The 14,338-nt window shown below is 59.6% G+C and carries 11 protein-coding genes; 6 read left to right on the plus strand and 5 right to left on the minus strand.

Features of this window, described 5'->3' with window-relative positions:
- Positions 1 to 113: 113 nt before the first annotated feature.
- A complete protein-coding gene (locus tag GDA65_03420; protein ID MBA5861750.1) occupies positions 114 to 1,589 on the minus strand; it encodes a YdiU family protein in 1,476 nt (491 codons plus the stop codon).
- Positions 1,590 to 1,616: 27 nt separating this feature from the next.
- On the minus strand, positions 1,617 to 1,991 hold the full coding sequence (locus GDA65_03425; GenBank protein MBA5861751.1) for a DUF2294 family protein: 375 nt from the start codon (positions 1,989 to 1,991) through the stop codon (positions 1,617 to 1,619).
- A 391-nt stretch (positions 1,992 to 2,382) separates the two neighbouring features.
- Between GDA65_03425 and GDA65_03430 the strand changes: the two genes are divergently transcribed.
- From GDA65_03430 to GDA65_03455, 6 genes are all read left to right on the plus strand, one after another.
- On the plus strand, positions 2,383 to 4,077 hold the full coding sequence (locus GDA65_03430; protein ID MBA5861752.1) for an NADH-quinone oxidoreductase subunit L: 1,695 nt from the start codon (positions 2,383 to 2,385) through the stop codon (positions 4,075 to 4,077).
- A 73-nt stretch (positions 4,078 to 4,150) separates the two neighbouring features.
- Positions 4,151 to 5,443 (plus strand): hypothetical protein, encoded by a 1,293-nt coding sequence (locus tag GDA65_03435; GenBank protein MBA5861753.1) that lies wholly within the window; start codon positions 4,151 to 4,153, stop codon positions 5,441 to 5,443.
- The gene (locus GDA65_03440; GenBank protein MBA5861754.1) at positions 5,431 to 8,709 is read left to right on the plus strand and encodes a DUF2309 family protein; all 3,279 of its coding nucleotides are present in this window, start codon (positions 5,431 to 5,433) and stop codon (positions 8,707 to 8,709) included. Before GDA65_03435 ends, GDA65_03440 begins: the two co-directional genes overlap by 13 nt.
- Positions 8,710 to 8,754: 45 nt before the next feature.
- Positions 8,755 to 9,096: a P-II family nitrogen regulator gene (locus tag GDA65_03445; GenBank protein MBA5861755.1), complete on the plus strand. Its 342-nt coding sequence runs from the start codon at positions 8,755 to 8,757 to the stop codon at positions 9,094 to 9,096.
- A 116-nt stretch (positions 9,097 to 9,212) separates the two neighbouring features.
- On the plus strand, positions 9,213 to 9,482 hold the full coding sequence (locus GDA65_03450; GenBank protein MBA5861756.1) for a hypothetical protein: 270 nt from the start codon (positions 9,213 to 9,215) through the stop codon (positions 9,480 to 9,482).
- 208 nt (positions 9,483 to 9,690) lie between these two features.
- Complete coding sequence (locus GDA65_03455) at positions 9,691 to 10,299, plus strand: hypothetical protein (protein MBA5861757.1); 609 nt, start codon at positions 9,691 to 9,693, stop codon at positions 10,297 to 10,299.
- Here the strand turns inward: GDA65_03455 and GDA65_03460 are convergent.
- The 3 genes from GDA65_03460 to GDA65_03470 form a co-directional block, all read right to left on the minus strand.
- A complete protein-coding gene (locus GDA65_03460) occupies positions 10,281 to 11,432 on the minus strand; it encodes a site-specific DNA-methyltransferase (protein MBA5861758.1) in 1,152 nt (383 codons plus the stop codon). The two genes, GDA65_03455 and GDA65_03460, sit on opposite strands and share 19 nt — an antisense overlap.
- An 87-nt stretch (positions 11,433 to 11,519) precedes the next feature.
- Positions 11,520 to 12,557 (minus strand): tetratricopeptide repeat protein, encoded by a 1,038-nt coding sequence (locus GDA65_03465; GenBank protein MBA5861759.1) that lies wholly within the window; start codon positions 12,555 to 12,557, stop codon positions 11,520 to 11,522.
- Between the two features lie 18 nt (positions 12,558 to 12,575).
- A complete protein-coding gene (locus tag GDA65_03470) occupies positions 12,576 to 14,057 on the minus strand; it encodes an alternative thymidylate synthase-like protein (GenBank protein ID MBA5861760.1) in 1,482 nt (493 codons plus the stop codon).
- Positions 14,058 to 14,338: the final 281 nt, after the last annotated feature.

Here is a 14,338-nt window from a genome sequence, read left to right on the forward strand (position 1 = left end):
CGCGCGAACTGAGACCGATACGGGCCTTGTCGTATCGCCGAGGATACAGAGACCGTATCCGATTGGATACGTAGAACCGATTGGTGCGAATAACGGCGGGCGAGCGTGAACCGCTAGGACGAGCAGCTCACACTGAGATGTTTGCCCCAGTTCGGCGGCGCGGCCGCGTAGGAATTCATGCCGGGGTGGTCTGTGTAGGGATCGCGCAGCAGGTTCAGCAGGCGGTCGATCTCGGAATAATCTTTCTGCTGCGCTTTCTCGATGGCCGATTGAGCGAGATAGTTACGGAGGACGTATTTGGGATTGATGCGATCCATTCCTGCGCGTCGCTCGTCATCCCGACTCTGTTCGCTCCGCAGCCGGTCGCGATACTGCCCGGCCCAGACATCGAAGCGGTCAGGATTCAGGAAATGCTCCCGCAATGCTTCGTTCTTTGCGGCAGGGTCTGATGAAAAGGTGCTGAGTTTGCGCCAGAACATCGTGTAGTCGACCCGGCTGCCGACCATGAGCGACTTCAGTTCTTGGAGCAGCGCCTCATCCTCGCCGCCATCTTCTCGCAGGCCGAGCTTCCTTCGCAGGTGATCCCGGTAATATCGATCGATCGTGCCTTGATAGCTATCCAAGACGGCCTTGAGCTCCTCTTTGGGCGCGAGGGGCAACAGGGTTTGCGCTAAACAACTCAGGTTCCACAGGCCGATGTAGGGCTGTTGATTGAACGCATAGCGTCCGTTGTAGTCGGAATGGTTGCAGATGAATCCCGGGTCGTAGTCGTCCATGAACCCATAAGGACCATAGTCCAGCGTCAACCCGAGAATCGACATGTTGTCGGTGTTCAACACGCCGTGGGACCACCCCACCGCTTGCCACTGCGCAATGAGTGCCGCTGTGCGCTCGACCACCTCGGCAAAGAACCGGAGATACCTGTCGGCGGCCGTCGCCAGGTGGGGGAAATGCGACTCGATCACGTAATCGGCCAGTCGCTGCAGGTGCTCATGCTGCTTCCGGTAGTAAAAAATCTCGAAGCTGCCGAACCGCACGTGCGAGGGCGCCATGCGGACGATGGTGGCGCCGGTTTCCACCTGTTCGCGATAGACCTTGTCGTCGCTGCCGACCAGGCAGAGAGCGCGGGTCGTCGGGATGCCGAGTCCGTGCATGGCTTCGCAGCACAGATATTCACGGATGGCGGAGCGAAGGACGGAACGTCCGTCCCCGTCGCGGGAAAACGGGGTCATGCCCGCGCCTTTCAAATGCAGGTCCCAACGCTCTCCGCGCCCGTTGACAATTTCTCCCAGAAGGATCGTCCGTCCATCTCCGAGCTGGGGGACGTACACGCCGAACTGATGGCCCGAATACAACATGGCCAGCGGCTCCATCCCCGGCACCAGCAGACTGCCGCCGAAGACCCCGGCAAACTCTGGTCGCGCCGCCTCTTGAGGGTCGAGGTCGAGCAGCTCCATCGCCGCGTCATTCGCACTGATCAGAAACGGCGCGGCGCCAAACGGCGTGGGATTCACCTTGGCGTAGAACACCTCCGGCAGGCGCGCGTAGCTGTTATCAAATGTGAGGGTTTCCAACGTGTGACGCGTCATAGATTGCTCAACCGGCCTCTCCTCACCTTACCGGAAATTGGCTTCCAGATCGGATTCCAGGGTGAAGACGAAAATGCGCTCGCCGACCACGGTATCAATGTCGGTGAACAGCGCCGTGATCCTCGCGCCGATCAGATCTGCCACCTGTTCACAGAGGCGTTCGCGGCCCTGGGCGATGAGGTTTTGACGCAGCCGCTTCACCATATCGATGCCTTCGGCCGTTTTGGCCAGTTGCCGCTCCGCCGGCGTGAGCACCCCTTTCAGTCGCACCACCAGCATGTCGCGCACAATGAACACGCGGACCTCGTCCGGGCCGCGGCCCAGAAATTCCTGTTCGAATTTGATGATCGCCGTGCGAACGGCGGCTTCCTTTTCTCCTTTGCTGGGCACAGGCACGGTCATCTTGCTCCCTGATGATACAGACATGGACGACCGGATTATAGTCACGGCCGCCTCAGGACTCCACCCCCAAGGACGCCGGTGCCGAAACCCGGCAACCCCGGTTCGCGAGTGAGCTTCGCGCGCTTGTTCGTCAGCCCGAACGCCCGGACTTTTCGCTTGCAATTTCGTGGGTTCCACAGATACATCTTACCCAGTTTTTCGGTGGTGCCGACGACAGGCCGTGATCGTGCGCGGCCCGGACCCACTCCATTGATGTCATCAGACAGGCAGTAGGGTCTTGCCGGTGTTTCCTTCCAGGGAAAAGCCGGGGACAGTGCAGGCCAGTCGTTGGTTCCTTGTTTCAAGGACCGTCGGCTGGCCTTTTTCTTTTCATGGCCAGCATGGGGTTCGCATGTCCTTTTTAGCCATCGTCCCGCTGTTGCCGTTACTCACGGCCTTCATCGTGATGACCGGCGATCGAGCGGACCAGGAACAGAACGCCCGATCCGGCCTCTTCCCGATCGCGGCGTCCTTCCTCGGCTCCCTCATCATTCTGGTCATGGTGACTTCGGAAGGCCCGATCATGTTCCAATTGTATGATCCGGCCGCCATTGCCAATCTCGCCTTCCCGATCGGCGTCTACATCGACCGGCTCAGCGCCGTCATGATGGTCCTGATCACGGGTGTGACCACCCTCATCTACCGGTATTCGATGGGCTACCTATATCAGGACCGCGGGTATCGCCGGTATCTGGGCATGCTTGGCATCACGACGACCATCCTGCTCTGCATGGTCTCCAGCGCCAATCTGGTGATGCTGTTCATTTTCTGGCAGATTCTCTCTTGGCTGTTGTTTCTCTTGGCGCACAATCACGGGCACGCGGCAACGCTGTCCGGCGCGTCCAATACGTTTACGACCTTACGGCTCAGCGATGCCGCCTTCCTCGCGGGCATTGTCCTGGCCTATTCGCTGTACGGGACGTTCGAGTTTCAGACGCTGTTCACACGCGCCGCGGAGACGCCGGTGACCTTGTCGATCTGGCCGGCGCTCGGTTGGGACATGAACGGCGTCACCGCGGTGACCCTGCTCATTTTCGGCGGCGCAATGGGAAAATCGGCACAATTCCCGATCCACACCTGGCTTCCGCGATCGCTGTACGCGCCGACCCCGATCCATGCGCTGCTGCATGCCGGGATCATCAACGCCGGAGGGTTCCTGCTGAACCGGCTCGCCCCGTTATACGGCCTGAGCCCGACGACACTGCATGTCGTCTTCGTCATCGGCATGCTCACGGCGATCCTCGGCGCCACCATGATGCTGACGCAGAACGACATCAAGAAGACCCTGGGGTTTTCCACTATCGGGCAGATGGGCTACATGATCATGGAGTGCGGGCTCGGCGCGTTTTCCCTCGCCGTCTTCCATCTCATCGCGCACGGCCTGTTCAAGGGGACGGTGTTCCTGAACTGCGGCAACGTGATCCATAAGGCCCGCCAGGAACCTTCGTTCCCGCCGGTCGACCGCGAGACGGAAGAACGCGAATTCTCCAACCTGACCTGGTCCACCGGGTTTTTGACGACCTTGCTGCTGCCCTTGGTCATTCTATTGGTCACACACGGCGTGCTGCGCATTCCGTTGCTCGAATCACAAGGCACGGTGATCTTCCTGTTCTTCATCTGGGTCACCTCTTCGCAGGCCATCCTCTCGTTGACGCGCATTCGCGCGGTGGCCTCCTGGAAGGTGTCCGCCGCCATGCTGGTGACGCTGGTCATCGTCGTCTTCACCTATCTCTTCGCAGTCGAAAGCTTCACCCATTTTCTGTACCCGCATCCTGAAGAGGTGGCCTCATACTTCAAGGCCGCCGCGCTGCCGGGACGGCTGTTCGACAGTCTGGTCATCGGCACGACGTTGTTGACGATTCTGAGTTGGGTCTATTTGTATGCCCATGCCCACGGACGCACCATCACCATTCCCGGGTGGATCGAGGCCTTCCTCGTGCGCCTGTATGTCTTGTTCATGAACCGGCTCTACCTGGATCAGCTCTATCTCAACATCGGCCGCGTCGTGACACAGGTCGCGCATCACCTGGAGAAACGGCTCTCGTGACGAAACTCAGGCAGTCCATCTCTCGCCGCGTTTCTGCGGCCGTCATCGGAGTCCGGTTGTGACAGCAGCCTGGATGACACCCTGGCTCCTTCTGGCCATTCCTGTGTTGGGCGCGAGCCTCGGCCTGCTGATGAGGGCCTCCCTCCAGCGGATGAAAACGGCAGCCCTGATGACGACGGGAGCGAGCCTGCTCTCCGTCATGGGCACATCTCTCGTGCAGAGTGAACCGGCGGCGGCGATGTCCTGGCTGTGTCTGCTTCCGGCCACAGCGTTCCTCACGCTGCTCGGGCAGCCGCTGCACCGGGATCACAGTTCAGCCTGGCTCATGACCCTGATCCTGCTCGGTGTGGCGCTGGGCATGCTCACGAGTCACGCGGCCCCGCACGACCTCTTGCTTGTCCTGTTCCTCGGTATCCTCTGCGGCTTACTCTATCGTCATCAACCGGCCTCCGCCCCGGCGACGTGGCGAGGCCTGTCCTCGTTCGGTCTGGGCATCATCTCCACCCTGATGGCGTTCGTGCTGCCGACCCCGGCTTCGACGATCGCGTCGCTGGTCACCTGCGCGACGCTTCTGCCTCTGTTGCCCCTGCACAGCGGATTCGTGGCGGCACTGAGCGGATTGCCGGGCAATCTTCCCGCATTCCTGGCCCTGTTACTGCCAACGGTCGGATTCCATACTCTGTATCTGCTGCTCCCATCTCTCTCGACGACGGCGCTCCACACGGTGGCCATTCTGGCGCTGGCGGGCGCCCTGTATGGTTCGCTGCGGGCCTTGATTCAGCCGCATCCGCTGCCTCGACTCGGCTATGCCGCGTTGGCCTTCTTTTGTATGCTCTGGTGGTACATTGCCGACACGGGAACCGCGCCGGTCCAAGCCATGGTCTATCTCAGCGCCGTGGGACTCACCACCAGCGGACTCCTGATGGCCTGGTACGCCATCCGCGCGCGGTATGGGGACATCGATTTCCGGGCACTCGGCGGCCTCGCCTATCCCATGCCCCGTTTCAGCACCTTGCTGGCGCTGCTGGCGCTTGCCGCTCTGGGCATGCCGCCGTTCGGCGTGTTTTCCGGCTTCTTGGGAATGTTCCTCACGCCCGCATTTACGCCGTCCGGACCGTTCGCCGTTATCATGCTCGTCTGGCTCACCGCGTCCTGGTACTACACCGATCTCATTCAACAGGTCGTGTTCGGCCAGCCGCGCCTGGACGTGCGGCACGAGGATTTGCGGCACACGGAATTTGTCTCCCTGCTCCTGCTGTTGCTGTTGCTCCTGATCCTGGGGACGGCCCCGTCCCGGCTGTTCGAGTCTCCTGCGGCCAGTCCTCCGGCTGCCGTCGCCATGAAAGGTGCGTCATGGACCCGATGATGCGCCCCGGCGACTCGACCGATCTCGAAACCCGCCGCATGGAATTGCGGGGCATGATTCGGCTCGCCAGCGAAGTCATCGCGCAGTATTGGCCCATGCGAACCTTCGTGCACCACAATCCCCTGCACAGCCTCGAGTATCTGCCGTTTACCGAGACGGTCCGCCGCGGCCAGCAGTTCTTGGGAGGGAATGGATATCTTCCCGGCGACCTGTATCGGCGATACGTCAAGACCGGTCGGATTCTGGTCCGCCACATCGATGACGCGTTGGCGTTGCTCGCGAAGGATGAAGAAGTCGACCTGGGCTCCTGCCGCATTTCACGGCGTGAGGTCATGCGTGCCTGCCTGACCCATGGCCTGTCCCGGACGGCCGAGGAACCGATTGACCGGCTCATGGAACGTGAACCGAACGAGGAACAGGTGGACGTCCTGGCCGAACGCCTGGTCGCCTTTGCCATGCCAACCGTGCAGGAACAGATGGCCGCGACGGTTCGCGACGATGTAGCCGCGTTAGGACGGGACCTCACCTTATCGACCTGGTGCGACCGGACAGTGGGCGCCAGGATCGGTGATCAGATCAACAGCGAACTGATCAAATGGTGCGAAGCCTTTCTGGACGAAGGCCACGCCACCTGGTCGATGCCGGGACGACGCCAGGGGTTGTATGCAGCCTGGAAGCAGGTGGCCGCCAATGAATGGACGACCTGCGGCATTGCCGACAGCCGCCGCAAAATTGCGGCGCTGCCCGAACATCCGGAAGACGTGGTCCTGGATTGTCTCGAGGCCTTGGCAATTCCCGCAGAGTTCCGGCAGGACTATCTCGGCCTTCAGCTGGCAGCGCTTCCCGGTTGGACGGGCTTCATCAAATGGAGGGCCGAAGAAAACGACTATGCCTGGCAGCAGGCGTACCCCGTCGGCCTGGTGAAATTTCTCGCCGTGCGTCTCTGGTATGTGCGCGAACTCGTCGAGAAAGTGTGCCGGGAGGAATTGGGCATCGAGGGAAACTATCGCGCGGTGTTGCGATTTATGGACCAGCAGCCTTCCGCGTATTTCATGCGGAAGGAATGGGTCGCCGGCCGCCTGCCGGCTCCCTATGCCGACCGGGTCGCGCGCCTGCATGCGCAATTGGCTGATCAACAGAACAGGGCCACTCAGTCCCGCGCATGGGAGCGACTGACCCACCACTATCAGATAGACTTCGGCCCGCGCCGGGAACGGGCCGCGCAGCGGGCGATGGCCCGACGCCTGCTCGCGCTCGCCCAAGCGCTTGAGATCGTGCCGACCCTGCTGATGGACGCGCCACCGGCCCCCCTTCGCCAGCTTCTGGACTGGATGGCCGCGTTTCCCGAATCGGCGCATGGCCCGGTCTGGCTGAAAGCGTTTGAGGCGGGCTATCAGGAGCATCTGTTCGGCATGCTGCGGCGCGCGCCGACCAAACCGCAACCCGCGGCGCCCGACGGTCAACCGCCAGTCCGCCCCCATTCGCAATCGGTCTTTTGCATCGATGTGCGATCCGAGCCGTTCCGCCGTCATTTGGAATCGACGGGCGCCAACGAGACCTACGGCTTCGCGGGATTTTTCGCCGCCCTCATTCGATATCGCGCATGGGGCAAGGAGCATGAAACCGAACAGTTTCCGGTGATCATGCGCGCCAAGAACGAAGTCCGCGAAATCCCCCGCAGCTACCTGGACCATTACGTGTCCAAACACCAGTCCCGGGCCAAACTGGTCCACGCCGGTCACACGCTGCTGCACGACTTGAAAGAAAACGTCGTCACACCGTATGTGATGGTCGAATCGCTCGGCTGGTTTTACGTCCTTCCCATGATGGGCAAGACCTTCCTGCCGGCTCTGTACAAACGCCTGACCGGCTGGATCCGCCGGCTGTTTGTCCCGCCGATCGCCACTATTTTAACCGTCGACAAGCTGGCGCCGGCTGAAACCGAAGAAATGGTGGTCTCCGAACAACGCGCGCTGATCTGGAAAGCCCTGCGCGATCGGCTCGGCCTGCATGGCTCGCGAGTGGAGGCCGAATTTGTCGAAGCGCTGCGGCGGCGGGCCCTCGACGAGGATGCGCCCGTCGAACCGTTCCTCAGCGAAGCCGCCCGGGCGGTCGATGTGTCGAGCGAACAATTGACCACCTTTTTGGACGAACTGCGTCGGCACTACCGGATCAACCGGCGCGCGGCGTCGCGCCAGAAAGAACGCATCACCCGCACCGGGTTTACCCTCGAGGAGCAGGTCCTGACCCTCGAAACGGCCTTGCGCATGATGGGCTTGGTGCGCAATTTTGCCCGGCTCGTGCTCTTCTGCGCGCACGGCAGCACGACGGAAAACAATCCGTTCGAGTCGGCGTTGGACTGCGGCGCCTGCGGCGGAAACGAAGGCAAACCGAATGCGCGGGTCCTGGCGGCCATGGCCAATCGCGCCCCGGTGCGCGAACGGCTGGCGAAACGCGGCATTATCATTCCGCCGGATACGCACTTCCTTGCCGGACAGGTCGATACCACAACCGATGAGGTGCAGCTGTTCGATCTCGAAGACGCGCCCCCGACCCACCGTAAAGATGTGGCCCGCCTCTATGATGATTTGCGGGAAGCGGCCCAGCTCACCAGCCAGGAGCGCTGTGCAAGATTTCCCGAGGTCGGCGCCGTCCTGCCCTTCGACAAGGCGTCGGGGCACGTGGCTGCGCGAAGCGCGGACTGGAGTCAGGTGCGGCCCGAATGGGGCCTGTCCGGCAACACCGCCTTCATCATCGGCCGGCGGGAGTTGACGAAGGGGCTGAATCTTTCCGGGCGCATTTTTCTGCAATCCTACGACCATCGGGAAGACCCGACGGATCGCTGGCTCGAAGTGCTCCTCACCGCCCCGCAAGTGGTGGCGCAATGGATCAACATGGAGCATTATTTCTCAGCGGTGGATAATGATGTGTACGGAAGCGGGAGCAAGATCTATCACAACGTCGTCGGCCGCGTCGGGATCATGTCCGGCCCCTGGAGCGATCTTCGCCTCGGCCTGGCCTGGCAAACCGTCATGAACGGTGAGCTGCCCTACCATGAGCCGATGCGCTTGATGACGCTGGTGGAAGCCTCGCGCTCGCGGATCGAAAAACTTATCGCGCGGCATGAAATCCTGCAACATTTCTATCACAACGAGTGGGTCCATCTGGCCGCGTTGGACCCTGAGGACGGCACCTGGTACCGCTACATGCCGTCCGGCGTATGGCGAAGGGTCCAGCATCCCAGCGAGACCTCACAGGCTGGGTAAACGCTCGATGTCGCAAGCGACGATCACTATCAAAGGAGTCGAGACATGGCCGCACTCACGTTGCATCCCATGAAAGAAATCCGCGTCATCGTGTCCGGAGAACACCGGCCGTTCGTGACGGAATTGTTGGACAAGGTCGAGGCGACCGGGTACACGATCATCGGCAACATCTCCGGGAAAGGGCACCATGGCGTCCGCGAAGCGCACTTCATGTTCAGCGAGCAGGAAAGCCTGGTGATGATCATGGCGGTGGTGCCGGAAGAAAAGGTGGAACCGGTATTGGCCGGATTACGCCCGTTGTTCGACCGCCACTCAGGGGTCATGTTCGTGTCTGATGTGTCCGTCAGCCGGCGTGACTATTTCGGAAAGAAGAGCGCCAAACCCTGACCGGATCACCGGGAACCCGCGACTGGTGAGCCCGCAAAGGCCGAGACCGACCTTGTCTTCTCACCGGTGATTGTCTACAATATGCCCCCGTTGGCTTGTAAGAGGAAGGACGGCGCGTGAAGGGATTACGGTTTGAACGGCTCGGGCGCGATCGCCACTACAACATCATTTTCCATATCGGCACCAGCTATGTGCCGGTGAGCGACGAGACCCTCGACGAGCTCAAGGCGCAAAGCCTGTTGTCCTCCGAACGTTTTCTCGACTTGCTCATCGACAAGATCGGCTATACCAACTACCTTAAAGAACAGATCCGCACGGAACTCCAAGCCTCCGGCGACCCCATGACTCAGATGACCGTCCTGCAGGGCGCGATTCGAGAGCTCTAAACCGGTTGCTGAAACAGGCGACCACCTTCGTTCTCGGCTCGAAAAATCCTCACCGTACCAAGAGGGTACACCTCCGGTGTTTTCCTCGCCTGCGGCCTCGCTGGGCACCTGTTTGAGCAATCGGGGAGTCCAGAAAATATCCATGCTGGTAAAGTTTGACGCTAGAGAGGATTGTCGTTAGACTTTCGACACCGTCAGATCTTCCCCCATGCCTTTACGTCGCAATCAGATCAATCCCGAGTTCTTTAACCGTAACGCAACGCTTCCATTTGAGCTTCGCCTCAAGGACTTTGATTTGGCGATGCAGGATATCTATGATTTCTTCTACGATATTAATCAAGGCTTGGTGGAGCGGGGGCTCCTACGGTTGGACGATATGCTGCGGCCAGCCATTATGTCCGGTCTTCTCTCGGATATGTTGACCGCCACTCTCGCGAAACATTCTCGCACTCTCACCGTGAATCTCTTTCATAACGGCCATCCTGATCTGGTGGTGAATGGGGTATATGCGGGGAACAAGGTAAAGGCCGGGACAGAGGGAGTGGAGATAAAGACCACCCGCAAATCGGGCGGCGCCGTGGACACCCACGGTGCGCGCAATCAATGGATGTGTGTGTTCGTCTATGCGGTCGATTGTGAGACCGAGCCTGCGAGGGATAGGAGACCGATGACCTTTACTGAATTATATTTGGGAAAGGTTACTCTAAACGATTTCAGAAAAAACTCGCGTGGGGAGCTGGGAACTCGGACCGCCACCCTCCATAAAAACGGAATCGAAAAGTTGAGACAAAACTGGATCTACAAACTCAAGGAATAGTTGGCGTCATTTTTGAACGCAACCAGTTTGGGTAGAGACTTGCGGGCCATTTCAAAATAGAGCAGATCCTTCTCGATCCCCACACTTTCATATCCCACCGTTTCAGCCGCCGCGATGGTGGACGCCGCACCACAGAAAGGGTCGAGTATGACGCCTTTACCCAAAGGCAGGACTCCTCTAACCAAGGTGCGAAGGAACTGCTGAGGTTTTAAGCTTGGGTGGGGAGCCAGCACTCGCTCTAATTTGTTCGTAGGCGATGAAGGGATGACATCTCCAAATGGCTTGTCTTGGGAGGGACGACGGAATCCTCCTGTTCCCCATTTTCTGAGGTTATCCTGAACTCGCCCTTCCAGCGGCTTTCGAAACAGAAGCCAGGGCTCCCACATGGATCGCGGCATGACACTGATATCTGAAAACTCCTCGTGAGCAGCTTTTGGTCTGTCCCCTCCGCGCATTGTCATCACTAATCGAACGATCTCACCTCGGCGTTCCAAACCAGCCCGCGCCAGAGCCCCCGATACCAAGTAGGATAGTAGAGGATTCGAAGCAACAATCACATTTGCCCCTGGTACAAGGACCGGTATTAGTACCTTGGCCCAGTCAAAGAAAAATGACTCGAGATTACGCAGGTCGTGAGTCGAGAGAACCGTAAAACGGGGGAGAGGGGAACGCTGAGTTCCGTCAAAGGACGGAGGGATACGCCACACCCCCCCCTTTCTAGCCCTTAGTTTATTCTGCTGGTCAATGCTGTATTCGAACAGGCCATACGGGGGATCAGTAACCACGGCATGGACCGAGTTCGGCTGCTGCTGCTTGAGCCAATCTAGACAGTCAGCATGAACGACGCTTGATCGACCGAATGTATAACTGCGATGTGTTTGGTATAGGGCTGGCGCTTCACGAGAGATTTGATGTCCGTGAGTCGATCTGAGAGCATAATGTGCACGCGCTGTGCGAACGAAAACGGTCGGCGTATTCAAACGCAAATACGACCGCACGCTAGAACCGGCTGCAGACCCTATCAGCTCCATGACCTGGCGCTCGATAGTCTGAACAGAAGCGCCACCTGGCGAGGCAGAAAGGACAGAAAAGATCGCGTCTCGCACTTCACCTGGTCGTCGCCTGGTTAGCATTGTCATAGGGAGGTGCATACGATATGACGTCTAGACGTCTTTGTCAATGCGTACCGCTAACTCTCTGGGAACTTCTCCACTGGGTCCTCAATCCCCCGTCTGACCGCTGGCGAAGAGGGCGTTCATGATGGCGTTCTTCTTGGCAGGATCTTTTTCGAAGCGGATGGCTTTGGAGAAGTTTTCGGCGGCACTTTCCCGTTTCCCCTTGGCAGCATAGATTCTGCCGATGCCGTAGAGCGCCTGCGCTTCCTCGGGATTGGCTTTCACGGCGCGGTTGAAGGCATCCATCGCCTCGGTGGGGCGGGATTGCTCCATCAACAACCAGCCAAGCGCGGTGTGAGCCGGAGCGAGTTCCGGGTTCGCTTCCGTGGCCGCGCGATACTCTTTGACGGCGAGATCCATGCGGCCTTTGGTTTCGTAGACCCCTCCCAACGCGAAGTGAATTTCCGCATCGTTCGGATTGAGACGCAGCGCTTCCTTGTAGGCCTGGAGCGCCGGTTCGAACTTTCCCTGCTCCGCCAGCGCGCAGCCGAGATTGGCATGGGCCACGCCATCGTTCGGATTCAGCTTAATCACTTCGCGATATTGAGGGATGGCCATTTCGAGCCGGCCCTGTTCCTGATAGGCGACGCCGAGGTTTGTCCGGGCCGCGGCGAAGGTCGGATCGAGTTTCACCGCCTCCCGATATTCCTTGATCGCCATTTCCAGATGCTCCGCCCGCTCGTGGATCTGGGCCAGAAAATAATGGGGATAGGCGGATTGCGGGGCAAGCCGGACAGCTTCTTTGTAGAACACGACTGATTGTTCCGACTGGCCGGACTGCGCTAGAAACATCCCCTGCACCAGGTTCAGGTACGCATTGTCAGGATGCTGCTTCAGGAGGGTGTGCACCCATTCCCCCACCCGTTCGATGTCATCCGCTTCCTGCATGGCATGGGCATGGACCCGCCAGGCGTCGGCAAATTCACCGCGAATCAGGTGTGTCACATTCAACGCGAAATAGGGCCGAGGGTCTTTTTCGTCGGCCGCTTCGATCGCACGGATCCAGGCCCCGGCTTCATACCCCAACCGGTCCCAGTCGCCCGCAAGGAGGGCCGTTTCGATCTGATTGATAGGCTGATTCATGGGATGGCTCGATACCGGTCAGCGCGTCAACGCATCCTGCACATCCGGCGGAGTCGCCTGCATGCGTGCGCCGAGGATTGGATACCGGGCGGCGATTTTTTCTTTCATCAGCCAGGCGATGGTGCGATAGGACCAGTGCCCCTTCACCCCGGATCGTAATTTCGCGATGTATTCCGCTTCGGCATAGTCCATCTTGAACAGGCAGCGTACGGAGAATCCGAACGGAATGGCGTAGAGCGCGGCTTCCTGGCTGGCCTTCTTCAACCTTTCGATGTCCGATTTCACATGCCCCATCGCCTCTCGATATTCCTGTTCGAGCCCGGCTTCAGCCAGGATAGGCGGCGTGTCGAATCCATGCACCGTGGTGAAATTCTGTTGCACCTGCTGGCAGCGGCGGTGCCGGTGCATGTCGCGCCACCCGCCGATATCCATCATAACGTCAAAGATAAAGGCATATCCGCTGCGGAATTCCTTGATCAATTCATCGTACGGTCCGCGTTTCTGAAATGCGACTTCCAGCGTGTCCTGCTTTTGTTTTTCGGTCCAGTCCCGGACGACGGCGAGAATGTTTCGATACGGGGCCTGGGATGCTCGATAGAGCAGCGTCGTCACCACTTCATCCAGCGGGTCGTGAGGCTCAATCAAATCCACTGGCTCCGCGGCTCCATACGCGGCGGGTTGATCCAACCCTGTGCCCTTCAGCACCTCCTTCGCGTAGCGGGCCAGGTCACTGTACACTTCGGCTTGATAGACATTCGGTTTCGCATACCGCGCCAGAGTGGGAGCCATCGGCTCGCCTAACCCGGCCGCCTGACCGCACAGTTCACCCCACAGATTCACCGGCGGCTTTCGACAGGCGTCCTGCAACTCTTCTCCCACTTGGCGCAATTCCGGTATCTGCGAGGACAAGAGGCGCGTGATCTGCTTTTCGAGCGTCCGAATGCTGACAACCTGCCCCACATTCGTCTGCGCCGCCAGCGGCAGGAGGTAACGGGTGACATCGAAGGCTCGCGCGGTGATGGCCCGTTGATAGGCGGCGGGGGTCATGCTCTCCGGTCGAGGCTCACGTTCGGTGAGGAATTGCCTCAAGGGGTCGTGCAGGGCGCGATAGACCGTCTGAAGCCCTCGCAAAATGCCTAGATAGCTTCCCTCCGTCTCCTGTCCGCTGATCGTGCCAGGGACATACCAACTGGTCGAGGCGAAATTCTGATACCGGCTCGACTTGGCCTGCCCGTCCCACACCGGTTCGTCTTCCAGACGAATGGCGGCGAGTTCGGAAATCTGTTCGAAGCAAATAATGACATGGCCCAGGTCCGCAATCGAACCATGCCCGTAATCGAAATAAAACTGTTCCCAGAATTTCTCGGAGGAATGGCCGTGCACCCACTTGATGCTGTCTTCGATTGAGTCCGGAGACCGGCTATACCGGGCCAGGGCATAGGCGGACTTCTCCGGTGGCATCGGAGCCAGGGCGATGACGCGGCGGGCTGGAGTCGTCATAGGCTTGAACTATCGGACTGAGCGGCTTCTGAATCGAACGCGCGAAATCTCGGCGGCGCACCGCCGTTTTAAACAAGGAGGGCACTATACGCCCGCGGCGGAAACGGTGCAACCGCGTCGTCTCTCATCACAACGGTTCCTGTTTTCGGACGAGGAGCGGTTATTCACCAATGGCCTCCGCCATCGATGACCGATTGCTGTGACGACCCATTTCTGAGCCCGATACTCATCACGCATCACGCGATTGAGCCGCCGGCCGCGTTGACTTGCCCGCGAGCCCG

The sequence above is a fragment of the Nitrospira sp. CR1.1 genome (assembly GCA_014055465.1).
Taxonomy (GTDB): Bacteria; Nitrospirota; Nitrospiria; order Nitrospirales; family Nitrospiraceae; genus Nitrospira_A.